The organism is Clostridium porci (assembly GCF_009696375.1).
GTDB classification, from domain to species: Bacteria; Bacillota; Clostridia; order Lachnospirales; family Lachnospiraceae; genus Enterocloster; species Enterocloster porci.
Genome location: NZ_VUMD01000006.1, coordinates 190,077 through 213,140, shown reverse-complemented (window position 1 = coordinate 213,140; position 23,064 = coordinate 190,077). Strand labels below are relative to the sequence as shown.

Below are 23,064 nucleotides of genomic sequence, written 5' to 3'. Positions count from 1 at the left end.
AAGCCTGGCTGAAAAAGAATGAAATGAGGTGAAAATTACAAACAAATGAGCTGGCACAGCGGGCAGGGAAGGATGGAAACAGGTGATAAAAGAAAGAGCATATTATGTGAGCGAACGGAGTGGCAGTGACGAGAATGAGGGAAGCATAGAAAAGCCCCTCCGGTCCCTGGCTGCGGCGGGAAGGCTGGATTTAAAGCCGGGAGATGAGCTTCTCCTGGAATGTGGTTCGATTTTTGAGGGACAGAGCCTTCAGCTTCTTAACTGCCGTGGAAGCAGAGCAAAGCCTGTGCGAATCGGCAGCTACGGTACAGGCCCCAGGCCAGTGATTGCCGCAAATGGTACGGGCTTGTGGTATCAGGATTACCAGACGGGTCTGGATTCACCTTATCATGTGTGGCGGGGCTATGTTTCCTCCGCAGTGCTTTTGTATGACTGCGAATATATTCATTTGACTGGCATAGAAATTACCAATGAGCCGCAGGTGCCGGGGGAGCGGTACAGTCAGGCGGACAAGATGTCCCGGACCGGCGTGGCGGTAGTGGCCCAGAATGGAGGAACGCTCCATCAGATTGAACTTTCGAAGCTGTACATACATGACGTAAAAGGAAATATATATGATAAGCATCTGAACAACGGAGGTATTTACTGTACAGCCTTAAAGCCGGAAAAAGCGGATAATCCCATTGCCCGCTATGATGGGCTGTACATTCATCACTGTGTGGTGGAAAACTGCAGCCGGTGGGGGATTGCGGCCGGCTACAGCTATACCCATCCTTTTTTTGCCACTAAGTGTTTGGATGAGAGCATCGTGGAACGATATGGCCATGCGAATGTTGTTTTGGAGCATAACTATGTGAAAGGCATAGGCGGTGATGGAATTACGCCCATGTACTGCCTGCGTCCCCTGATACAGTATAATGTGGCGGAGGATGTGGCAATGGAAATGAACGATACGGTATATAAGCTGGCCGGAGAACGTCAGGGAAAGACAGCTGCCGCCATATGGCCCTGGAAGTGCAAGGGCGCTCTGTTTCAGTATAATGAAGCATACCATACCTTTGAAAATCAGGACGGTCAGGCCTGGGATGCGGATTCTGGCGACGGAACTGTTTATCAGTACAACTACAGCTACAATAACGGAGGCGGCTGCGTTATGTTCTGCGAGCCGGAAAGCGTACATAATACATTTCGTTATAACATCAGTATGCTGGATCAGGGGGGTGTGATCAATCCGGCGCACAATTCGGATGCCCATATTTATGGCAATGTGTTTGTCATGGCTCCCGGAGTTCCCTTCATCAGAGATAATATGTCCGGAGGGCATATGCTGGTGGAGCATAATATAATTTACAACAGCGGAGAGAAAGCCGTGTTAGGAGACTGGCATCATCAGACAGAGCTGGCCAGGTATCATCACAATCTGTATTACAATTTTCTGGATTTCCCACCAGAGGATACGGAGGCTATTGTCAGGGAAAAGGGAGAGGCAGTGCTGCAAGAGCCCCTTGGAGGCCCAAGGCAGACAAGCGGCCAGGTACATTCCAGAGATCGCTTTTCAGGCTTTCTTCCAGCAAAGAGTGAGAAGGAAGTTGATCATATTTTCCAGATGAATGTACATCGGGAGAGTGTCAATGATAAACTGGCGGAGCCTTTATGGCCCGCTCAAAAGGAAAGAGAGGAATCGACATGAAAAAGAAAGCATTAGCAACTATTCTGGCTGGCGCTTGTGTATTGTCTGCGGCTTTGACCGGCTGCGGCAGCGCAAGTGCGCCTGCGGTTTCGGACACAACGGCAGCTTCAGACACAACAGCGGCTTCAGGCAAAGAAGGGGCTGGGGAGCTGACCTACTGGTCTATGTGGAATTCTACTGAGGGCCAGGCGAAGGTACTGCAGGAAGCTGCGGATGCTTATGAGAAAGCCACTGGTATCCATATCAATATTGAGTGGAAGGGGCGCGACATGAAAAACCTGATTGGACCTGCTCTGGATTCAGGCGAGAAGGTGGATTTCTTTGATACGGATTACATGCTCCTGCTGCAGCAAAACGGAAAATATCTGGCAGATCTGACAGATATGGCTAAGGAAGCCGATTATGAAAAGCACGTTATGCCTATCCTTTTGGAGAACTCCAAGGAGTGGGGCGGTGGAGTATTAAAGGCGATGCCTTACCAGCCTTATACCACCGGCGTATGGTATGATAAGGCTATGTTTGATGAGGCAGGCATCACTAAAACTCCTGAGACCTTTGACGAGCTGTTAGAGGTTTGCCAGAAGCTTAAGGATTCAGGCGTTAACCCTATGACCTGCAATTCAGACACTGTTACTCTCCTTTATGGGTATCAGCTGGCCCGGTATATCGGTCAGGACAAGGTGCTTGAAACGCTGAATCATGCAGATTGGGCAAATGTGCCGGAGGCAAAGCAGGCGGCAGATGACATCCGCTCCCTGTTTGAAAAGGGCTATATGTCACCCTATGCGCCGGCCAACTACCCGGACGGACAGAATGAAATCGGCTTTGGTGAAAGCTGTATGATTTTAAACGCATCATGGATTCCCAACGAGATCAACCAGAATACAGGAGCGGATGTAGATTGGGGCTTCTTCCCTTGGCCAACGGTTAAGGGTGGTATAGATGGAGCGGAGGCCTCTATGGTAGGAGGCCAGGGATTTGGTATTGTGGATAAGAGCGAGCATAAGCAGGAGGCATTCGATTTTTTGTTGACTGTTGTGACGGGCGAATATGATAAAAAGATGGCGGAATCTGTCTCCTCTATCCCTGCCGATACGGAAAATGCAGAGTGGCCTAAGGTGGTAAGCGGCGCAGAGCCATATTTTAAGCAGATGACTAAAAACTACCTTTGGGGAGTTGGCCTGGAAACGAATACTGATTACAAGGAGTTTATAAAGGAAAATCTCATGAAGCTGATGAAGCTGGAGCTTGACGGCCAAGGCTTTGTGGACGCTATGTCAGAGAAAAAATAAACGAATGGGCATAAAACGGCCGCCCGGTTTTTCGGGCGGCTGGCCCCTGAGGATGACGCCAGGAAAAGCCGGCCTGTTCAAAGCCAGTCAGAGGCCGGAGTGAAAGGAGAGATTTAAGTGAAACAAAGCAAGAAAATGATTGTCTGCTTTCTGACGCCTGCCCTTCTCTTTTTTATAGGTGCTTTTTTGTATCCAATCGTCAGAACCATTTCCATGAGCTTTTTTGCTGTGGAGTCGGTCAGCGATTCGGTGGGACTGTGGAAATTTGTGGGACTTTCTAATTATCTCGATCTGGCAAAGACCTCCATCTTTCAGGTTGCAATGATAAACATGCTGAAGATATGGCTGCTGGGCGGAGTGATTGTACTGGGAATCGCGCTTTTGTTTGCAGTGATTCTGACCAGTGGTGTAGCAGGTAAGGGCTTTTATCGAACCGTCATCTATATACCCAATATTATCAATGCAGTCGCTATGTCTACCATGTGGATCAATTATGTGTATAACAAGAGATTCGGTTTGCTCCACAGCTTCTTTGAGGTAATAGGAGCAGAGCGGCTGGCTATGACTGATTATATGAATGGCTCGATTAAGTTTTATTCCCTGCTGATAGCTTTTTGCTTTGGCTCTGTAGGATATTTCATGCTTATTTTTATGAGTGGGATTGAGCAGCTGCCAGGAGACATTTTTGAGGCGGCTACCATTGACGGCGCAAACCGGCTTCAGCAGTTTTTCGGTATTACAATGCCATTGCTAAAAGGGGTGTTTAAAACCTGCGTTACCTTTTGGACAGTAAGCGTGGTAGGGTTTTTTGTATGGAGCCAGATGTGGAGCGCGCCCCAAAGCAGCGAGTCTTCCACCATCACTCCCTTTGTTTATATGTACAATGTAACCTTTGGAGATACTGGAAGCGCTTCCAGAGATGGCGGCCGCGGCGCGGCTGTAGGCGTGATAATGGCAGCGGTGGTGCTTCTTGTATTTACTGTAATGAACCGCCTGATAAAGAAGGATGATCTGGAGCTGTAAAGGAGGAAAAGAGGATGAAAGCAAAGAGTAAGAGGAGCCGGATACGAGTGTCTTCCAGCGGTTTTAAAAAGCAGCTGAGCTTGTTACCCGGCCATCTGATCGTAGGCTTGTGGTGCCTGCTTACCTTAGTTATGCTGTTTTGGATCGTGGCGGCCAGCCTGTCTACCGCACCGGAAATTATGCGGGGAGAGACGCTGAAATTTGCCACAGGGCTGCATTTTGAAAATTATATTCGGGCATGGTCGACCAACAGCATTTCTACCTTTTTCAAGAACTCCCTGTTGTATGGGATATGTGCCATGGCCGGTTCTGTGCTGGTAAGCGCACCTGCCGCGTATGTGCTGGCTCGATGCTTCTTTAAGGGCAATACAGTGATCCGAAGCGGCTTTGTAACAGCGATGAGTATTCCTCAGATTATGGTCGTGCTTCCGCTGTTTTCTCTGGCAACCAGAGCCCACCTGACCGGCTCCAAAATCGTGCTTATTCTGTTGTATATCGGGATGCAGGTTCCTTATACCACTACATTTTTAATTACCTTTTTTGCTAGCTTGTCCAGAGTATATGAAGAGGCTGCAGCGATTGACGGCTGCCCTCCGATGAAAACCTTCTGGAAGATTATGCTGCCCTTGGCTCAGCCAGGCATTGTAACGGTGTGTATTTTTAACTTTATGAATGTCTGGAATGAGTATTTTCTTTCTTTGATTTTTGCTTCCTCTGAAAAAAATATGCCGGTTGGTCCTGGTTTGAAAAGCGTGCTTACCGCGATGCAGTATACTGGTGATTGGGGCGGCCTGTTTGCCGCCGTGGTTATCGTATTCCTGCCTACCCTTCTGCTGTTTTTGATTCTGTCCCGGACAATCATTGGCGGAATTACCAGCGGTGGGGTGAAAGGATAATGAATTACTTTATGAATGGAGAGCTGGTTGCTGCGAGCTTGATATATTGAAATACGGAAGAGATGGCCTCTGCTTTTGGAGAATGGAGAGGAATTGGAGAGCAGGATGCTTTTTATGGGAACAGAAATGGGAAAGGAGAGCGCATGAGCAGAACAAAATGGAGCAGGCTGTTGGTTTCTTTATTAAGCGCGGCTATTGTGATAAGTAAGGGTGTTTATACAACAATGGCTAATGATGGAACGGTTCGTACAGAAAATCATTCAGGAAACTTTGGCAAAGGGATAAAATATGGAGATTTGAATCATGTATTTAATGGAGATTTCAGCAAGGATTCGAATTGGGCAGTGAAGGAAGGCGGGAATGGCTCTGTAAATAAACGGGCCGGAAATAATTATTATGGTAGTATTTCTCAAGGAACCTTTGATGATTATTTGATTCAAAGGATAGATGTGGAAGGTGGGAAAAATTATAAATTAACTGCGAAGGTTAAGGTAGATACGCTTGAGGAAGCTGTATCGGGTGTGTTCTTAGTCGTGAAGTATGGACTTGACGGCAGCTTTAAACAACTTGAGCTTTCCAAAACAAAGGGCTGGCAAGAGGTTGAAATGGAGTTTACACCGGCGCATGGTAAAAAGTCAGTCATAGTTGGATTGGTAAAATGGGCAGAGAGTACAACGCCTGCTTGTACAAATGCGGCTGTAAGTATCGACGATGTATTTGTGGCAGAGGAACAGCTGTCAGAAGTGGTTGAAAAATGGGTGGATGATTTTAATGGAAACGCTCTGGATCAAGAGGTTTGGGGCTATGAACTAGGCCGTATCAGGGGGAATGAACAGCAGCATTATGTCAATAATAAAGAGAATGTTTCTGTGCAGGATGGCAACCTGATTTTAAAAGCGACAAAACGCCCGGAAGCTTACCATTATATGAATCCATCTGGTGGAAATAAAGCAAGAAGAATTATTTACAATTCTGGCAGTGTGAGAACAGTGGGACAAAAGGAGTTCTTATATGGACGTCTTGAAATGCGTGCAAAGCTTCCAGAAGGGAAAGGGGCTTTCCCGGCGTTTTGGACGCTTGGAGCTGATTTTTCAATGGATGGATTAGCAGATAAGGGACAGGCCTATGGCTGGCCCTCCTGCGGCGAAATTGATATTATGGAAATAATTGGAGGGCCAACAGACGCACGCTTGGCTGCGGGGGAAGCTCCCATGGGTGGGCAAAGCAATAAAACCGTTTACGGAACACCGCATTTTTATTGGAGTGATACCGCAGATCTTGATAAGGATGGAAGCTATGGCCAAAACTACGATAATGCTACCAGTGGAAATGCAACATTAAAAGAAAATCTTTCAAAGGAATATCATATTTATGGAATTAACTGGACGGATACAAAAATAGAATGGTATCTTGACAATGAAATCTATAATGTGATTTACTTTAAGGATTTAACAGATGCTCAGATGCGGGCTGCAAAAGAAAGCTTATGCAGGCCCCAATACATTCAATTAAATTTGGCAACCGGTGGAAATTGGGCCGGAGATGCCGGCACATATTTGGCGGAAGATAATACACGATTCATAATTGATTGGGTAAAATGGTCTCAGGATAGTCAACAGGCGGCAGCAGCGCAGGCTTATTACGCAGGGATTCCTAAACTAGAGCCTAAGCTGGATGAAGGGAATCAGACGATTACGGTTGTGAAGGGGCAGGCATTAAAGGATGCCGATTTGTTAAAATATGTTCAGCTGAAGGATTCAACGTCTCAATATGAGGTGCGTTTTTCCATTGAAGATGAGTATATGTTTGTGAATAATGGTATTGGCGAAAACGGAACTGGACAAACAAAGGTAAGCTTAATTTATTCCAGCTCCAGTGATAGAGGAAAGCTTCAAAATTTACCTGACCTGAAAGAGGGTGTGTATCAGATTCATTATACGGCTGTTCCAGAATCGACAACGGATGATATTACGGGCAAAGTTACACCAGGGCAAAAGCTTGTAAGAAAATCTTTAAAATTAGTGGTATTGCCTAACGCCTTAACAGGTAAGGAAGGAGAGAAGTTATCTACGGTTTCATTGCCGGAAGGATGGTCATGGAAGAATCCGCAGAAATCGTTAGATACAAAAACAGCCGTATATAATGCTGCTTTTATAAATCCGGCAAATGAAGGACAGACAAGGGAAGTTTTGGCTGCTTTACCAGTTGAGGTTATCCAATAAACGAGCAGATAAGGAAGCGGAGTGGATCAGAGCCGCTCTTTAATAAATCACGGCATAGTCATTCGTGGCTATGCCGTTTTTTCTTTTTGTGAAGGCTTCTGTTTTAGGCGTTCTTGGGACATTGCTCGTATGCGTTTATTCTGGTTTTACTGGGCTTATGCAAAGGATTTGAAAGAAAAGGTTTGTAAAGTACACAAAATAGGTTTGCCTAATGCCTAAATAAACGGTTAGCTTCATGCTACAATAGTAAAAAAAGGTCAGATGCAAGGCTGAGGGTGATGGGCTGTTGTTGAAGTGAGAAGAGGAGGAGTTGGATGAAGCGAGTGCTGATGCTGGCAGGCGACTATACGGAGGATTATGAGGTTATGGTTCCGTACCAGGCTCTTAAGGTAATTGGTGCGGAGGTGGATGTGGTATGTCCTGACAAGAAGGCGGGTGACAAAATTAAAACAGCCGTTCATGATTTTGAAGGGGATCAGACCTATTCTGAAAAACAGGGACATAATTTTGCGCTTAATGCTTCCTTTGATTATTTGAAGCTGGAGGGGTATGACGGGCTGTTCCTTACAGGGGGAAGAGCCCCGGAATATCTGCGGCTGGATTACAGGGTTTTGGATATTGTACATTTTTTTATGGATCTTAAAAAACCGGTAGCGGCTATCTGCCACGGAGTGCAGATCTTGACAGCGGCTCATGTGCTGAGAGAGAAAAGGGTAACAGCGTATCCTGCTGTTAAGCCGGAGGTATTGGCGGTGGGAGGTATCTTTGTGGAAAAGGAGCCCTGGGAGGCGGTGATACATGAAAATTTGGTCACTGCTCCTGCCTGGCCGGGGAATGTGGAACTGCTGAAGGGCTTTATAAAGCTTTTAGAAATTACTGCAATATAACCTGCATCTGAAGCATCTGTGTAAAAGTCTGTATGTTTCATTTTTTACGTTTTGATAATATGCTTGGTTTCAGCAGTGAGTGGGGTATGATGGAAGGCAAGAGGAACTATAAAATTATAAAAGGAGGATGTTTATGTTAGCAAAAGGGTTTACGGAACCAACCGAGAGAGTGAAGCGGCTTAAAAGGGCAATCGTGGACGCTGTCCCATGTGTTGAGTCTGAGAGAGCGGTTCTGGTAACGGAAGCTTATAAAGAGACGGAGGGCCTGTCTCCCATTATGAGACGCGCCAAGGCCGCGGAGAAAATTTTCAACAATCTTCCAGTTACCATTCATGAGGATGAGCTGATAGTAGGAGCCATTACAAAGAACCTTCGCTCTACCGAGATTTGCCCGGAGTTTTCTTTTGACTGGGTTGAAAAAGAATTTGAAACAATGGGAACCAGAATCGCAGATCCCTTTCAGATACCTAAAGAGACAGCGTCAGAGCTGCACGAGGCCTTCAAGTACTGGGAGGGAAGGACTACCAGTGCGCTGGCTGATTCCTATATGTCTCAGGAGACAAAGGACTGTATCGCAAACGGCGTGTTTACAGTAGGCAACTATTTCTACGGAGGCGTAGGTCATGTATGTGTGGATTATGGTAAGGTTCTCACAATCGGCTTTACAGGAATCATCAAACAGGTGATTGACGCTATGGATAAGCTGGATACCAGCGATCCAGAGTACATTAAGAAGAAAAACTTTTATGAGGCTCTTGTTATTACATATACGGCGGCAATTAATTTTGCACACCGCTATGCGTCTAAGGCCAGAGAACTGGCGGCAGACTGCCCGAATCCTGTCAGAAAGGCGGAGCTGCTTCAAATTGCGGCTAACTGTGACAGGGTTCCTGAACGGGGGGCTTCTAATTTTTACGAGGCCTGCCAGGCGTTTTGGTTTGTACAGATATTGATTCAGATAGAAGCCAACGGACATTCGATTTCCCCGGGACGTTTCGATCAGTATATGTATCCCTTCCTTAAGGCGGATACAAACATTTCAAGGGAATTTGCGCAGGAATTGATTGACTGTATCTGGGTTAAGCTCAATGATGTGAATAAGACCCGTGATGAGATTTCTGCGCAGGCATTCGCAGGATATGCCGTATTCCAGAATCTGATTGTAGGAGGGCAGACTGAGGATGGGCTGGACGCGACAAATGATGTGTCTTATATGTGTATGGAGGCGGTTGCCCATGTGAAGCTTCCGGCGCCTTCCTTCTCTGTCCGTGTGCATCAGAATACGCCAGATGAATTTTTGTACAGAGCTTGCGAAGTAACCCGGCTGGGGCTTGGGGTTCCTGCTATGTACAATGACGAGGTTATTATTCCTTCCTTGTGCAATAGAGGCGTATCCCTGGCTGACGCGAGAAACTACTGCATTATCGGATGTGTGGAACCGCAGTGCCCACACAAGACAGAGGGCTGGCATGATGCGGCATTTTTTAACATTGCTAAGGTTCTGGAAATTACGCTTAACAACGGCAAGGTGGGAGATAAGCAGTTAGGCCCTGCAACCGGTGATATGACCTCCTTTACTTGTATGGAAGATATTTTTGCCGCTTATAAGAAGCAGATGGAATATTTTGTATATCATCTGGCTGAGGCTGACAACTGTGTTGATTTTGCGCATGCTCAGAGAGCGCCTCTTCCCTTCCTGTCTGCTCTAGTTGATGATTGCATTGGAAGAGGGAAAAGTGTCCAGGAGGGCGGTGCCATTTATAACTTTACAGGCCCTCAGGCCTTTGGTGTAGCCGATTCAGGCGATTCTTTGTATGCCATTAAGAAGCACGTATTTGAAAGCAAGGAGGTTACCATGGCCCAGCTGAAGGAGGCTATGGACAATAATTTCGGGTATTCCTGTGCAGAAGCAAGTTCTGAAGGCAACTGCTCCGATGAAGCCCGGATTTATGAGGCGGTTAAGCGTATTCTCAGCAATAATGGCTCGATTAATCTGGCTGATCTTCAGGCGCAGCTGGCATGCTCCGCCCCGGCTCAGGCCTGCCGCTGGCCTTCTGCATCAGAGCCTGTAAAGGCAGAGGCAGCCTGCGTTAACGCTGATTATGCCAATATCAGAAGGATTATGGAAAATACCCCCTGGTTTGGAAATGATGATGATGAAGTAGATATGATAGCAAGACGCTGTGGACAGATTTATTCTTATGAAGTAGAAAAATACAGGAATCCGAGGGGAGGTCAGTTTCAGGCCGGATGCTATCCTGTATCTGCTAACGTATTGTTCGGAAAGGATGTTTCAGCTCTTCCGGACGGAAGGCTTGCAAAGGAGCCTCTGGCAGACGGGGTATCCCCAAGACAGGGCAAGGATACCAATGGGCCTACAGCAGCGGCTATGTCCGTAGCGAAGCTGGATCATGCAAACTATTCCAATGGTACGCTGTATAATCAGAAGTTCATTCCCTCCGCGCTTGCGGGAGACCAGGGCCTGATGCGTTTTGCTTCTGTAGTCCGCTCCTATTTTGACCATAAGGGCATGCATGTACAGTTTAATGTTATAGACAAGGATACCCTTCTTGCTGCCCAGGCAAATCCAGAGCAATATAAGGATCTTGTGGTGCGTGTTGCAGGCTACAGCGCCCAGTTTACTGTGCTGGCAAAAGAGGTTCAGGACGATATTATCAGCCGTACAGAGCAAGCCTTTTAGTCACGTTTTAAAGGAAAAGAATAAGGGGGAACGGTATGGATTCAATTAATTATAATTTAACGGGAATCGTCTTTGATATCCAGAGGTTTTCCCTGCATGATGGACCGGGAATCCGAACCATTGTATTTTTGAAAGGCTGCCCTCTTTCCTGCCAGTGGTGCAGCAATCCTGAATCTCAGAATATGGAGCCTGTTGTTATGTATAAAAGGGAGAATTGCTTTCATTGCGGCCGTTGTATAGCGGCCTGCAAACAGGGAGCCATTGGCCCGGATAACAGGAGCTGGATTAACCGGGACAGGTGCGTGGGCTGCGGTGAATGTGTTAACTCCTGTCCTTCGGGAGCTCTGACGCTTAAGGGAAGGAGGATGTCCGTTCAGCAGGTGGTTCAGGAGCTTAAGAAGGACGCCACCACCTACCGGCGTTCTGGCGGCGGTATCACCTTATCCGGCGGTGAGCCTCTTATGCAGTATGAATTTGCGGCTGGACTTTTGCAGGCATGTAAAGGACAGGGCTGGAATACTGCAATCGAGACGACGGGTATAGGAAGCAGTCAGGCGATTGAGAAGGTAATTCCCTATACAGATACAGTGCTTCTGGATATAAAGCATATGGACGAAGCCCAGCATAAAAAGCACACAGGAGCTGACAATAAGCTGGTTTTAAAAAACGCTCCCAGGATAAGCCGGATTTCCAATACGGTAATCCGTGTTCCGGTAATTCCAGGTTTTAATTTTTCTATAGAGGCAATTAAGAAAATAGCGGAATACGCAAGGACACTGACAAATATAAGAACCATACATTTGCTCCCCTATCATTCCTTCGGAGCAAATAAGTACGAATTAATGGGCAGGGCTTATCTTATGAAGCATGCAAAGCCGCTGCAGCCGGAGGAATTGGAGGAATGTAAGGCCGCGGTTGAAAGCTATGGCTTTTGCTGTGTAATCGGCGGGTAGACAGGATTTGAGAATGGAGGAAGAAGAATGGATCAACAGTTAATTGAGAAAGTAATGCAGCAGGTTTCTGATGAGTTGGGAATACAGCAGACGGACAGCAGGTCTGAACGATGCGGAGGTATTGGCCTTACGGAATTTGTGGGAACGGCGATAGGAGATACCATTGGCCTTGTAATCGCAAGCGTAGATCCGCTGCTGGTGGATGTGATGAAGCTGGGTAAATATCGTTCCATTGGAATTATAGGCGGAAGAGTCGGGGCAGGCCCTCAGATTTGGGCGGTTGATGAGGCTGTAAAGGCGACAAATACAGAGATTATTTCTGTGGAGCTGCCAAGAGATACAAAGGGCGGCGCAGGACATGGAAGCTTAATCTATATTGGAGCAGAGGATGTGTCTGATGCAAGGAGAGCTGTGGAGATTGCCCTTCAGGCGTTGCCAAAATACTTTGGAGATGTGTATGTAAATGATGCGGGCCATCTGGAGTTTCAGTACACTGCAAGAGCCAGCTACTGCCTGGAGAAGGCATTGGGAGCTCCCATAGGCAGAGCCTTTGGAATGACCTGCGCTGGACCTGCTGCAATCGGAACTGTTTTGGCAGATATTGCAGTAAAGGCAGCCAATGTAGAGGTAGTAGGCTATTGCTCGCCTGCTGGAGGCACCAGCTATTCCAATGAGGTGCTTCTTACCTTTACCGGTGATTCCGGAGCAGTCAGGCAGGCGGTAAGAGCAGCGATTGACGCAGGCAAGAAGATGTTAGGGGCACTGGGAGATGAACCTAAGTCTACAACAACTCCGTATATTTAATTGTAAGGTATACGTAGAGATAAGTAAATCAGTTAAGGAGGCTCTATATGAACGCAGACGCATTAGGTATGGTTGAGACGAGAGGATTAGTTGGCGCTATCGAGGCAGCAGACGCCATGGTGAAGGCAGCCAATGTTTCCCTGGTAGGGTATGAGAAAATAGGCTCAGGTCTTGTTACTGTTATGGTAAGAGGAGACGTAGGCGCCGTTAAGGCAGCTACAGACGCAGGCGCAGCTTCTGCGTCAGCGGTGGGAGAGGTGGTTTCCACCCATGTGATTCCGCGTCCTCATACAGATGTTGAAAAGCTCCTTTTGCATCTTGAATAAGAGCAATGCCAGCAGGCAGGGCGCAGTCAGGGAATACCCTTATCCCTTGGGAAGGGGATTCCTTTGAAACGAGGTGAGAGCTATTGGAGATCAGTGAAGAACGGCTAAAGGAACTGGTGCTGCGTGCGCTGTACGCGCTGGAGGCTGAAAGAAAAATAATGACCGGTTTAAGAAGCCGGAGAAAGCTTTATATGATATGCGCTTGTGCCTGGAATGAAAAATATGAAGAATTTCTAAATGAGATGGAAACGTCTAATTCATATGAAATATATCCGGTCATACCTGCTTCATGGAAAAAGCTGGGGTATGAGGGAAGATTGAAGGGCTGTAAAGCCTGTGCAGGCATTGTATACCGCTGCCGCCAGAGGCCGGAGGATCTGGGTGATGCCATCAGCCTGTTTCCTGTTGTATCCAGAGATATGCTTGTAAAGACGGCGTTGTGCATCAGTGATACATTTGAAACCTCATGGATTGCAGACTGTATCGAAAGAGGAAGCAGAATTCTGCTTTTGCGTTCAGGGCTGGCGAGATTTTCAGGAAAGGAAAAGCCTGCCTATGTGAATCGTATTATGGGCTATTACAGGCAGGTGCTGGAATACGGAATTGAAATCTGCGGAAAGGATGAATTGGCTGAGCGGGAAGCGGAGAAGGAGAAGGTGCCTGCCAGGCAAGCTGTAAAGACGGGTTTTCTTCCTCTTAAGCCGGCAGCGTCTAACAGGGGAAGGAAGCGGGTCATAACAGCCTCCAATGTTGAATCCCTGGCTTTTGAAGGTGTTTTGCAGCTGCAGCCAGAGGATATTGTCACAGATATGGCAAAGGAAAGGGCAAAGTACCTGAATATTATCTTTAAATAAGCAGGATTGTGAGGTGATCGGATGAAACAGGCATTGGGGTTGGTTGAAATCCAGGGACTGTCCACTGCGGTTGTAGTGGCAGATACCATGGTAAAAGCAGCCAACATCCAGCTTCTAGAGATTGAAAATACAAAAGGTTTGGGATATATGACTATAAAAATAGCCGGAGATGTAGGCGCTGTGAATGCTGCTGTAAGCTCTGGAAGGCAACTTGGAGCTGCAAATCAAAAGCTGGTTTCCTGGAAGGTTATTCCGAGACCGACCGGTTTTGTGGAACATACCTTTTGTGATCCAACTCCGCCGGAGGCTGGAGCTGCAAAGCTGGAGCAGGAAAATAAGATAAATGCTGAGTGTGATGGAATGAAGGCGCCTAAAACAGCAGAAGCTGTTAAGAAGCCGGAGACGGAAGAAACAGAGCTGACAGGCCAGAAGCCAGAGGCATCAGAGACAGGTTCGGCAAAGCGGGAGCCAGAGACAGAGGCGGCAGAGCAAAAAACGCCGAAGAAAGGAACGTCTGCTAAAGGCACCGCTGCTTCAAAGAAAGACGCAGGCACAGGACGTAAACATAAGGGAGTCTCAACCTCCCCGTAGGGTTCAGGCAGCCAGCTCTCCAGGAAAGGAAAGTGAGCAGTATGAAATTGGCTAAAATCATAGGAACGGTTGTAGCTACGAGGAAGGACGAATCTCTGGTAGGCTACAAGCTGATGATTATCAGACGGATTAACAGCTTGGGAGATTACATTGATTCGGAGGAAGTGGCTGTGGATTACGTAGGAGCCGGAGTGGGAGAAACGGTTCTGATAGGCCAGGGTTCTGCGGTCCGGGTAGATAATAGGAGGCGAGAGGCCGCCATTGATATGGCAATTATAGGAATCGTTGATACAATGGATATGTAAAAAGGCAGGGAAGGAGGTAATGTTTGATATGGAAAGCAGTGTTTATTCCAGCGTAACAGATGCTGTAGCTGCCGCGAAGGGAGCCTACGGCAGATATACTGAGCTTACCCTGAATGAGAGGAAGGAAATACTGGAGCATATAAAAAACGCTCTGCGGCCTATGGCAAATAAACTGGCCGCTATGGCAGTGGAAGAAACAGGGATGGGAAATGTAAAGGATAAGGCTCAGAAGATAAGGCTTTCCATTGAAATGACGCCGGGAGTAGAGGATTTGATTACGGAAGTCAATACCGGAGATCACGGTATGACGCTATACGAGCTGTCTTCCTTTGGAATTGTCTGTGCAGTGCAGCCCTGTACCAATCCCTGCGCTACCTTAATTAGCAACACCATTGGCATGCTGGCTGCTGGAAATGCGATCATTCATTGTCCGCATCCGAGAGCAGTTAAGGTTTCACAGTTTTTAACAGCAATTATAAGCAACGCAATCCGAACTGTGTGCGGTATCGATAATCTGGTGGTTACACTGCACGAAAGCCTTATGGGATTGACCGCAGAGGTTATGAGCCATCCAGATGTGGATCTGGTGGTCTGCACCGGCGGCAGCAGTTCCCTGCGCCAGGCTATGCTATCCGGTAAAAAGGTAATCGGAGCCGGGCCTGCCAATCCGGTTGCCATAGTGGATGAGACGGCAGATCTGGCTAAGTCAGCAAGGGATATTGTTCAGGGAGCCTCCTTTGACAATAATCTAATGTGTACGTCGGAGAAAGGCATTGTAGTGGTGGAGGCGGCAGCGGCTCCCTTTATCTATGAGCTTCTGAAAAATGGAGTGTATTATGTCAAGGATGAAGGGGAGCTACAGAGTCTTCTAAGTGTAGCAGTTACGGAGGATTTTGTAATAAATAAAAAGCTGGAGGGAAAAAGCGCCGATGAGATTCTGAAGGCTGCCGGAATTGCCTGCTCCAGCTCCGTCCGGCTGATTGTAGCGGAAACAGAGCGGATTCACCCCTTTGCGGCCTTGGAGCTTTTGATGCCCCTTGTTCCTCTGATCAAAGCAGAGAATTTTGATGAGGCACTAGAAATCGCTTTGGAATTGGAGCAGGGCTATAAGCATACAGCAACCATTCATTCTGAATCCATAGAACGGCTGAACAGGGCGGCAAAAAAAATGCAGACCTCCGTATTTGTAAAAAATGGGGCCTCTCTTTTGGGAATTGGTTTTGATAAGGAAGGCCATACAAGCTTTACCATCGCTACGGCCACAGGAGAGGGGACGACGACAGCCAGGCATTTTGCGCGGCGAAGAAGATGTACGCTTACAAGCGGCTTTTCCATTCGTTGATTCAGGAAAGCAGGTGGATGGAATAATGGAAGGTCAAAAGAAAGGCGCTTATTACGTTACTTCAGAATCTGTAACAGAAGGCCATCCTGATAAGCTGTGCGACCAGATTGCAGACGGTATTCTGGACGCTTATCTTGAAGCGGATTCCTCATCCCGTGTTGCAGTGGAGGTTATGGCTTCCCAAGACACCGTGATGATTGCAGGAGAAATAACCTCTAAGGCACAGGTAGATCCTGCTAAGAAAGCCAGAGAAATTATCAGGAGGATAGGATATGTGGAGAGGGGAAAAGGCTTTGATGCTGAGAGCTGCATGATATTTACGAATATACACGATCAATCCCCTGACATTTCCATAGGAGTGACCAGAGGGGAACAGGGAGGGAGGGAGGCCTTAGGAGGCGGAGATCAGGGAATTATGTACGGCTATGCGGTAGACGAAACGGAATGCCTGATGCCCCTTCCCTGCTATTTGGCTAACCGGCTTTCGGAACAGCTGGCTTATGTGAGAAAGGCGCAGAAGGTGGATTTTCTGTACCCTGACGGGAAAACTCAGGTTACAATGAAATACAATGAGGCTGGAGAGCCTGTTTCCATACACAGCATTGTAGTGTCTGCTCAGCACAGTGAAGAGATTTCCCATAAAATTCTGGAAGCATTCATCCGATGTACGGTTATAGACCCGATTGTGAGTTCCAAATGGCTCACCCCGGAAACAAGAATTTATGTGAATCCCACAGGACGCTTTGTAATCGGAGGGCCGGCAGCAGATACCGGGGTGACCGGAAGAAAGATTATGGTGGATACCTATGGCACCGTCGGAAAGCATGGAGGCGGAGCGTTTTCAGGAAAAGATCCTACCAAGGTGGATCGATCGGCTGCCTATATGGCCCGTTACGTGGCAAAAAATGTGGTGGCATCAGGGCTGGCGAAGCGATGTGAACTGTCCCTTGCCTTTGTTATAGGCCGGATAGAGCCGGAGGCTATTGCCATCAACACCTTCGGTACCGGAACGATACCGGACAGCCACATAGAGGAAATCATTAAAAACGTATTTTCCTTTGGTGTGGCAGACATCATATCGGAATTGGATCTGAGAAGACCACAGTATCTGAAGACCGCGGCTTACGGACATTTCGGAAGAATCAATCAGGGCTTTCGATGGGAAGAGACAGACAAGGCGTGGATATTGAAGCAGCTAGCATATTAAAGAGAATAAAATTTATTAAAATCAGGAGGAAAACAATATGTCAAATGAAGCTTTAGGAATGGTTGAGACCAAAGGGCTGGTAGGTGCAATTGAGGCAGCGGACGCAATGACAAAGGCTGCTAATGTGGCGTTAGTAGGATATGAAAAAATCGGTTCTGGTTTGGTAACTGTTATGGTCAGAGGGGACGTAGGAGCTGTTAAGGCTTCTGTGGACGCGGGAGCGGCCGCAGCGGCCAATGTAGGCCAGGTGGTATCCCAGCATGTAATTCCAAGACCTCACACAGATGTGGAGAAAATTCTGCCAAAGACCACAGAATAGAATCTGGCATATAACCAGCCCAAAAAGACTGTTTAAGTAGAACGTGTACCGGATGCAGGCAGGCGCACGTTATTGGTGAAAGGAGGTGGAACTGGTGGTGGATGAGGAGCTAATCAAACTGGTAACCCAGCGGGTAATAGAAAAGGTGAAAGCCTATCATACCTATAAAATTCCCATAGGCGTTTCAAACAGGCATATTCATGTATCACAGAAGGATTTGGAAGCCTTGTTCGGAAAGGGATATAATCTGACAAAGAAAAGTGATTTGAAACAGCCGGGGCAATATGCCTGCGAGGAAACCGTAACCATACGTGGGCCAAAGGGAGAGCTTGAACGGGTGAGAATACTGGGGCCAGTAAGAATGCAGAGCCAGGTGGAGATTTCCAAAACCGACAGCTTTCGTTTGGGAATTACGCCTCCTATCAGGGAATCAGGATGCCTGTCAGGAACGCCGGGCCTGGAGATAATCGGACCCAAGGGAGTGATTCTGCTTTCTGAGGGAGCAATCATTGCCCTGCGCCATATTCATATGACGCCCCGGCAGGCAAAGGTCATGGGAGTATGGGATAAGGCGGTAGTAGAGGTGGAAACCTTCGGGGAAAGGCATGGGATATTGGGGGATGTTTTGGTGAGAGTGTCACCGCAGTTTTCCCTGGAAATGCATGTAGATGTAGACGAGGCGAATGCCTGCGCCCTCAGCAATCAGGATTATGTGATGATCCGCCGCTGAGCTGGCTTTTGATAGAAACAGAAAAGAGGGATTGCATGCTTATAACCAAAGAAGTGTTGTCTGAATTTGCCCGTCTGATCGAGGAAGAAAGGTGTAACCCATTTTCCGGCTCTTTGAAGACGGGGGTGGATTTGGGAACTGCCAATCTTGTAATCGCTGTTGCAGATGAAGAAAACCGCCCGGTTGCAGGAGCCACCGCAGCCTCCAAGGTAGTAAGGGATGGAATTGTGGTGGATTTTGTAGGAGCGATGCAGGAGCTTGGACGTCTAAAGGCCCAGTTGGAGGATAGGCTGGGAGTAACACTGGAAACGGCGGCTACGGCAATTCCTCCTGGGATTATGGAGGGGAATGCGCGCTGCATTGCCAATGTAGTGGAAGGGGCCGGATTTGAGGTGATCAACGTGATTGACGAACCGACAGCAGCGGCTTCTGTCCTGAATATTACAGACGGAGCTGTGGTGGATGTAGGAGGCGGTACGACAGGGAGCAGTATATTGAAAGACGGAAAGGTCATTTTTACTGCGGATGAGCCTACGGGAGGTATACATATGACATTGGCTCTGGCTGGATATTATGGTATTTCGGTTCAGGAGGCGGAGACGATTAAAAAAGACAGCTCCAGGGAGGCGGAGGTGTTCCCTATTATAAAGCCGGTAGTACAGAAAATGGCAGCTATTGTGAAGGGATTCCTTACTGGGTTTGAGGTAGATTGCGTCTATGTGGTAGGCGGAGCCTCCTGCTTTCAAGCGTTTGAGGGCACCTTTGAGAAGGAATTAGGAATAAAAACAGTGAAAACCAATCATGCGCTGTTTGTTACTCCCCTTGGCATTGCCTGGAATGCCGGCTAAAATCCCACATAACAATGAAAGAAGGTGTGATACGCTTGGATATGGATATAAAAGTGATAGAGCAGATGGTGGAGCAGGCATTAAAGGAGCTGAAAACAGAACAGACGCAGAGGTTCTCCCTGTCCAGGCCAGAGAATTACGGTATATTTGAAACTATGGATGAGGCCATTGATGCATCTGAGGAGGCGCAAAAAAAGCTTCTGCATTCAAAGCTGGATCACCGTCAGAGGTATGTGGAGGCCATTCGATCTGCTGTCCTTAAAAGGGAAAATTTGGAGTTAATATCCCGGCTTTCAGTGGATGAGACAGAGATGGGCTGCTATGAGCATAAATTAATTAAAAACCGCCTGGCGGCTGAAAGAACTCCTGGAACCGAGGATCTGGCTACGGAGGCTGTCACGGGGGATAGAGGGCTGACTCTGGTGGAATATTGCCCATTTGGCGTAATCGGAGCGATCACTCCAACCACCAATCCCACAGAAACCATTATCAATAATTCCATTTCTATGATTGCAGGTGGAAATACGGTTGTTTTCAGTCCTCATCCAAGGGCAAAACGGGTATCCCAGACTCTGGTTAAACTATTAAATAAAGAATTAATGGATGCAGGAGCGCCGGCCAATCTGATTACCATGGTGGAAGAGCCTTCCATTGAGAATACCAATAAGCTGATTGAAAATCCTAAGATACGGCTTTTGGTAGCAACGGGTGGGCCATCGATCGTTAAGAAGGTGCTGTCCTGCGGCAAAAAGGCAGTTGGAGCAGGGGCGGGAAATCCTCCGGTGGTTGTGGATGAGACTGCGGATATTGAGAAAGCGGCGATGGATATTGTAGCAGGCTGCAGCTTTGACAATAATGTCCCCTGTATTGCCGAGAAGGAAGTGTTTGCGGTAGATTCTATCTGCGATCATCTGATTCATTATATGAAGAGAAACGGCGCTTATGAGATGAGGGATGAGGCTCTTATCCAGAAGCTGATTGCTCTGGTGACAACGGAAAAGGGAGGGCCTGAAACCTCCTTTGTAGGGAAGAGCGCGGAGTATATTCTGAAGCGGCTGGGAATCACTGTTGATAACAGTGTGAAGGTAATTATTATGGAAGTGCCGAAGGATCACCTTCTGGTTCAGGAGGAGCTGATGATGCCGATTCTTCCGATTGTGCGTGTGTCTGATGTAGACACGGCCATTGAGTATGCCCATGAAGCAGAGCATGGAAACAGGCATACTGCCATGATGCATTCCAAAAATATAGAAAAGCTAAGTAAAATGGCAAAGGTCATGGAAACCACGATCTTTGTTAAGAATGCTCCCTCCTATGCAGGTATCGGAGTTGGGGGAGAAGGCTTTACTACTTTTACAATCGCCGGACCAACAGGCGAGGGGCTTACATCAGCCAGAAGCTTTTGCAGAAAGCGCAGATGCGTCATGGCAGACGTTTTTAGCATCCGATGATTCTGTATGGAGCCTGAATAGGTCCTATTGTGAAGGGGAAAGAACATGTCAAATGTATACATAAAAACAAAAATCCTCAGCGGGCATTATGGGATGGAATATCTGAGGACAATACGAAACAAACAGATTATGATTGTCTGCGATAAATTTCTTTCAGAAGGCGGAGCCATAAATTACATAATGGATCTTCTGGATTCCAGCAATCGAATTAAGCTATTTGATGAGGCGATTCCAGATCCTACTATTGAAGTGGTGGGCAAAGGCTTAAGGGTAATCTGCAAAGAGCCGCCGAATGTGGTAATAGGCTTTGGCGGTGGCTCCGCCATTGACACTGCAAAGGGAATCCTGTATTTTGCAGGCGTGAAGAAGCTGATTCCAAGTCCTCTTTTTATTACCATTCCAACCACCAGCGGAACTGGCTCGGAGGTGACGTCTGTTGCGGTAATCACCGATTCAGAGAGCAAGTGCAAACATTTGGTTTCATCAGAGGATATTCTGGCGGATGTGGCAATTTTAGATTCAAGACTGACGCTGACAGTCTCCCCCTCCGTCACGGCAAATACAGGAATGGATGTGCTGACCCATGCCCTGGAAGCATATGTAGCCACAAAAGCCAATGTGTTTTCAGATGCTTTATCTGAAAAGTCAGTAGAGCTTCTTTTTAAAGAGCTTTTAAATTGCTATAAGGACGGAAAGAACCTGGAGGCCAGAACCGCGATGCACGAGGCCTCGACCTTGGCAGGGATGGCCTTTAACACAGCAGGGCTGGGCGTCAACCACAGCATTGCGCATCAGCTGGGAGGCACCTTTCATGTTCCCCACGGACTGGCCAATGCTATGCTTTTGAATAAGGTGATTGATTATAACTGCGCAAACCATTCTATTATGCGCAGGTATGCAGCATTAGCTTATAATGTCCATGTGGCGGGAAAGGAGGAGGCTCCAGAGAAGGCTGTAGCTGCACTGAAAGAAATGATAGAAATGCTAATGCGCAGTATGAATATGCCCTCTTCCATTAGAGAGCTTAACATAGGACTTGAAAAATACGTTAATCAGCTTCCGAATATGATCCATAACACGCTTATGGATCACTGTCTGGCTACTACCCCTAGGGAAATAGGGAGAGAGGGGATTAGGGACATTTTATTAAGCATTTATTAAAGTTGCGCCGAAAATCAAAATCATCGATATTACGACATTTATCTTAGAACCCACGTAAAATAAGGGAATATTCAAGATTGAGTAGTTATTTTAAATAATGTATTGTTTCGAGAAATTTCTTGCAGGTTAGTAACAAATTAATAACAGATTTTTATCTTGCAAATTTCATTCATCAAATCTTTAAGGTCTCTGTGACTATATTTTTTATTTGTTATATCTTGTCCAAATGAATGACCAAGCATTCTTTTCCGGTCATTTTCATTAACTTCATAGTGTTCGCACAATTTTGAGAATGTATGCCTGCAATCATGCGGAGTATGTCTATTAATTCCCAAATCTTGCAATTTAGCATACATGTCAGCTCGGAATTTATTTGCGCTAACCAGTAACCTCCCATCCCTATCTAGTCGGTTCCTTACCAAAGGCTGGATGCCGGGATGGATTGGGACAATACGATTTTTACTGGACTTAGTTTTAACTCCTCCCTGAAAGTAATTTTCTTCCAAATTTACAGTGATTGATTCGTAGGCGACAATCCTATATCCACTATAGCACATAATTAATATAAACTCTACCGTTGGGTCATTCTTGTGCTGCCAGAGTATTTTTAAGTCGCCCTCATCAAAAGGAATTCCCTGTTCATCATCATCTTCAATATTGATTTTTACTTTATCAGAGTAATCTTTTTCACACAGACCCTGCATATCAGCAAAATCATACATCTGGTGATATAGATTTATAACATGCTCCAAACTGGCATATTTTAGTTCGCAGGCATCCACAACAGCCTGCAAATCCTTGTGGCGCAAATCCTTGAATACTTTATCATGAAGTGTTGAGCAGTTCTTAAAAGCTGCTTGAGAGGCATACATGGTACTCTTAGAGTATTTCTTTTTCTTTACATTCCCGTCCTTATCAGTATATTTCCAATCATAAAATTGTTCATATACATCCTTAAATGTTGGGTTATCGCCGGGATGGTTTGTCTCCTTGCCGGATACAATATTGCATACCTGGTTGTAATCCGCCAGAAGTTTTTTGACCAATACGCTCATATCCTTCTCGTCTTTGCCTACATCCGGCTTTGGAGGATATACACCCGGTACAAACGTACCTGCTTTGTATGCTGTTAGAATGGAAAAACCATAGTACCAGTTATCTACATATGCCAACGCTTGCACAGGTACTGGAATCCCATCTTTGTCAAATTCTTGAGTTGGAGGATATACGCCAAACGGATTGTTACGGTTTGCACCAAGATAGCGTATGGAACCGTATCCATTAGGAAGTTTGGGGTATTTCCTTCTCTTTCTCTTTGCCATAATTAATCACCATCCTTATTTTTGAACATAAAAAGAGCACCTATTGACCGGGGGTGCTTTTTGATGGTATAATATAGGTGCTCAGACCAATATTATAGCCAGGAGTATTCCGGCAATAGTATTTATAAAATCCGTTCCTG

At 46.7% G+C, this 23,064-nt stretch carries 22 protein-coding genes; 21 read left to right on the top strand and 1 reads right to left on the bottom strand.

Features of this window, described 5'->3' with window-relative positions:
• The first annotated feature begins 82 nt into the window (after window positions 1-82).
• The 21 genes from FYJ39_RS08875 (at window position 83) to FYJ39_RS08775 (ending at window position 21,602) form a co-directional block, all read left to right on the top strand.
• Window positions 83-1,690, top strand: coding sequence for a right-handed parallel beta-helix repeat-containing protein (locus tag FYJ39_RS08875; RefSeq protein WP_195840406.1), 1,608 nt, complete (start codon window positions 83-85; stop codon window positions 1,688-1,690).
• Entirely contained in the window at window positions 1,687-2,982 is a 1,296-nt protein-coding gene (locus FYJ39_RS08870) for an ABC transporter substrate-binding protein (protein ID WP_178258351.1), read from the top strand. The genes FYJ39_RS08875 and FYJ39_RS08870 overlap by 4 nt, the downstream gene beginning before the upstream one ends.
• A gap of 117 nt (window positions 2,983-3,099) precedes the next feature.
• Complete coding sequence (locus FYJ39_RS08865) at window positions 3,100-4,005, top strand: carbohydrate ABC transporter permease (protein ID WP_178258352.1); 906 nt, start codon at window positions 3,100-3,102, stop codon at window positions 4,003-4,005.
• A 14-nt stretch (window positions 4,006-4,019) separates the two neighbouring features.
• Window positions 4,020-4,901, top strand: coding sequence for a carbohydrate ABC transporter permease (locus tag FYJ39_RS08860; RefSeq protein WP_154472111.1), 882 nt, complete (start codon window positions 4,020-4,022; stop codon window positions 4,899-4,901).
• A 143-nt stretch (window positions 4,902-5,044) separates the two neighbouring features.
• Window positions 5,045-7,123: a family 16 glycosylhydrolase gene (locus FYJ39_RS08855; protein WP_195840405.1), complete on the top strand. Its 2,079-nt coding sequence runs from the start codon at window positions 5,045-5,047 to the stop codon at window positions 7,121-7,123.
• A 21-nt stretch (window positions 7,124-7,144) separates the two neighbouring features.
• Window positions 7,145-7,342 carry a hypothetical protein gene (locus FYJ39_RS08850; protein WP_154472109.1) on the top strand — a complete coding sequence of 66 codons (198 nt, stop codon included), beginning with the start codon at window positions 7,145-7,147 and terminating at the stop codon, window positions 7,340-7,342.
• Window positions 7,343-7,437: 95 nt separating this feature from the next.
• A complete protein-coding gene (locus tag FYJ39_RS08845) occupies window positions 7,438-8,010 on the top strand; it encodes a DJ-1/PfpI family protein (protein WP_154472108.1) in 573 nt (190 codons plus the stop codon).
• Between the two features lie 133 nt (window positions 8,011-8,143).
• The gene (locus FYJ39_RS08840) at window positions 8,144-10,711 is read left to right on the top strand and encodes a glycyl radical protein (protein ID WP_154472107.1); all 2,568 of its coding nucleotides are present in this window, start codon (window positions 8,144-8,146) and stop codon (window positions 10,709-10,711) included.
• 35 nt (window positions 10,712-10,746) lie between these two features.
• Window positions 10,747-11,664: a glycyl-radical enzyme activating protein gene (locus tag FYJ39_RS08835; protein WP_154472106.1), complete on the top strand. Its 918-nt coding sequence runs from the start codon at window positions 10,747-10,749 to the stop codon at window positions 11,662-11,664.
• Between the two features lie 27 nt (window positions 11,665-11,691).
• Window positions 11,692-12,468: a propanediol utilization microcompartment protein PduB gene (pduB, locus tag FYJ39_RS08830; RefSeq protein ID WP_154472105.1), complete on the top strand. Its 777-nt coding sequence runs from the start codon at window positions 11,692-11,694 to the stop codon at window positions 12,466-12,468.
• A gap of 47 nt (window positions 12,469-12,515) precedes the next feature.
• Window positions 12,516-12,794: a propanediol utilization microcompartment protein PduA gene (gene pduA / locus FYJ39_RS08825; RefSeq protein WP_154472104.1), complete on the top strand. Its 279-nt coding sequence runs from the start codon at window positions 12,516-12,518 to the stop codon at window positions 12,792-12,794.
• 83 nt (window positions 12,795-12,877) lie between these two features.
• A complete protein-coding gene (locus tag FYJ39_RS08820; protein ID WP_154472103.1) occupies window positions 12,878-13,648 on the top strand; it encodes a hypothetical protein in 771 nt (256 codons plus the stop codon).
• Window positions 13,649-13,669: 21 nt separating this feature from the next.
• Window positions 13,670-14,239: a BMC domain-containing protein gene (locus tag FYJ39_RS08815; RefSeq protein WP_154472102.1), complete on the top strand. Its 570-nt coding sequence runs from the start codon at window positions 13,670-13,672 to the stop codon at window positions 14,237-14,239.
• A gap of 41 nt (window positions 14,240-14,280) precedes the next feature.
• The gene (locus FYJ39_RS08810) at window positions 14,281-14,544 is read left to right on the top strand and encodes a EutN/CcmL family microcompartment protein (protein WP_154472101.1); all 264 of its coding nucleotides are present in this window, start codon (window positions 14,281-14,283) and stop codon (window positions 14,542-14,544) included.
• Entirely contained in the window at window positions 14,525-15,886 is a 1,362-nt protein-coding gene (locus FYJ39_RS08805; protein WP_268890661.1) for an aldehyde dehydrogenase, read from the top strand. The genes FYJ39_RS08810 and FYJ39_RS08805 overlap by 20 nt, the downstream gene beginning before the upstream one ends.
• Before the next feature lie 25 nt (window positions 15,887-15,911).
• Window positions 15,912-17,093 (top strand): methionine adenosyltransferase, encoded by a 1,182-nt coding sequence (gene metK / locus FYJ39_RS08800; protein ID WP_154472099.1) that lies wholly within the window; start codon window positions 15,912-15,914, stop codon window positions 17,091-17,093.
• Between the two features lie 37 nt (window positions 17,094-17,130).
• Window positions 17,131-17,412, top strand: a complete 282-nt coding sequence (gene pduA, locus FYJ39_RS08795) for a propanediol utilization microcompartment protein PduA (protein WP_154472098.1) — start codon at window positions 17,131-17,133, stop codon at window positions 17,410-17,412.
• Between the two features lie 94 nt (window positions 17,413-17,506).
• Complete coding sequence (locus FYJ39_RS08790; RefSeq protein WP_178258360.1) at window positions 17,507-18,142, top strand: phosphate propanoyltransferase; 636 nt, start codon at window positions 17,507-17,509, stop codon at window positions 18,140-18,142.
• Window positions 18,143-18,177: 35 nt separating this feature from the next.
• Window positions 18,178-18,990 carry an ethanolamine utilization protein EutJ gene (eutJ, locus tag FYJ39_RS08785; protein WP_154472097.1) on the top strand — a complete coding sequence of 271 codons (813 nt, stop codon included), beginning with the start codon at window positions 18,178-18,180 and terminating at the stop codon, window positions 18,988-18,990.
• A 35-nt stretch (window positions 18,991-19,025) separates the two neighbouring features.
• Window positions 19,026-20,441: an aldehyde dehydrogenase family protein gene (locus tag FYJ39_RS08780; protein ID WP_195840404.1), complete on the top strand. Its 1,416-nt coding sequence runs from the start codon at window positions 19,026-19,028 to the stop codon at window positions 20,439-20,441.
• Between the two features lie 45 nt (window positions 20,442-20,486).
• Window positions 20,487-21,602, top strand: a complete 1,116-nt coding sequence (locus tag FYJ39_RS08775) for a 1-propanol dehydrogenase PduQ (protein ID WP_154472095.1) — start codon at window positions 20,487-20,489, stop codon at window positions 21,600-21,602.
• 137 nt (window positions 21,603-21,739) lie between these two features.
• Here the strand turns inward: FYJ39_RS08775 and FYJ39_RS08770 are convergent, their stop codons facing one another.
• Window positions 21,740-22,924, bottom strand: a complete 1,185-nt coding sequence (locus tag FYJ39_RS08770) for a tyrosine-type recombinase/integrase (RefSeq protein WP_154472094.1) — start codon at window positions 22,922-22,924, stop codon at window positions 21,740-21,742.
• Window positions 22,925-23,064 lie beyond the last annotated feature (140 nt).

What these genes read in the sequence shown, in the direction of transcription:
- FYJ39_RS08870 (WP_178258351.1), top strand. Translation starts at nt 1,687, where the DNA reads ATGAAAAAGAAAGCATTAGCAACTATTCTGGCTGGCGCTTGTGTATTG.
- FYJ39_RS08860 (WP_154472111.1), top strand. Translation starts at nt 4,020, where the DNA reads ATGAAAGCAAAGAGTAAGAGGAGCCGGATACGAGTGTCTTCCAGCGGT.
- FYJ39_RS08855 (WP_195840405.1), top strand. Translation starts at nt 5,045, where the DNA reads ATGAGCAGAACAAAATGGAGCAGGCTGTTGGTTTCTTTATTAAGCGCG.
- FYJ39_RS08845 (WP_154472108.1), top strand. Translation starts at nt 7,438, where the DNA reads ATGAAGCGAGTGCTGATGCTGGCAGGCGACTATACGGAGGATTATGAG.
- FYJ39_RS08840 (WP_154472107.1), top strand. Translation starts at nt 8,144, where the DNA reads ATGTTAGCAAAAGGGTTTACGGAACCAACCGAGAGAGTGAAGCGGCTT.
- FYJ39_RS08835 (WP_154472106.1), top strand. Translation starts at nt 10,747, where the DNA reads ATGGATTCAATTAATTATAATTTAACGGGAATCGTCTTTGATATCCAG.
- pduB (WP_154472105.1), top strand. Translation starts at nt 11,692, where the DNA reads ATGGATCAACAGTTAATTGAGAAAGTAATGCAGCAGGTTTCTGATGAG.
- pduA (WP_154472104.1), top strand. Translation starts at nt 12,516, where the DNA reads ATGAACGCAGACGCATTAGGTATGGTTGAGACGAGAGGATTAGTTGGC.
- FYJ39_RS08815 (WP_154472102.1), top strand. Translation starts at nt 13,670, where the DNA reads ATGAAACAGGCATTGGGGTTGGTTGAAATCCAGGGACTGTCCACTGCG.
- FYJ39_RS08810 (WP_154472101.1), top strand. Translation starts at nt 14,281, where the DNA reads ATGAAATTGGCTAAAATCATAGGAACGGTTGTAGCTACGAGGAAGGAC.
- metK (WP_154472099.1), top strand. Translation starts at nt 15,912, where the DNA reads ATGGAAGGTCAAAAGAAAGGCGCTTATTACGTTACTTCAGAATCTGTA.
- pduA (WP_154472098.1), top strand. Translation starts at nt 17,131, where the DNA reads ATGTCAAATGAAGCTTTAGGAATGGTTGAGACCAAAGGGCTGGTAGGT.
- eutJ (WP_154472097.1), top strand. Translation starts at nt 18,178, where the DNA reads ATGCTTATAACCAAAGAAGTGTTGTCTGAATTTGCCCGTCTGATCGAG.
- FYJ39_RS08775 (WP_154472095.1), top strand. Translation starts at nt 20,487, where the DNA reads ATGTCAAATGTATACATAAAAACAAAAATCCTCAGCGGGCATTATGGG.
- FYJ39_RS08770 (WP_154472094.1), bottom strand. Translation starts at nt 22,924, where the DNA reads ATGGCAAAGAGAAAGAGAAGGAAATACCCCAAACTTCCTAATGGATAC.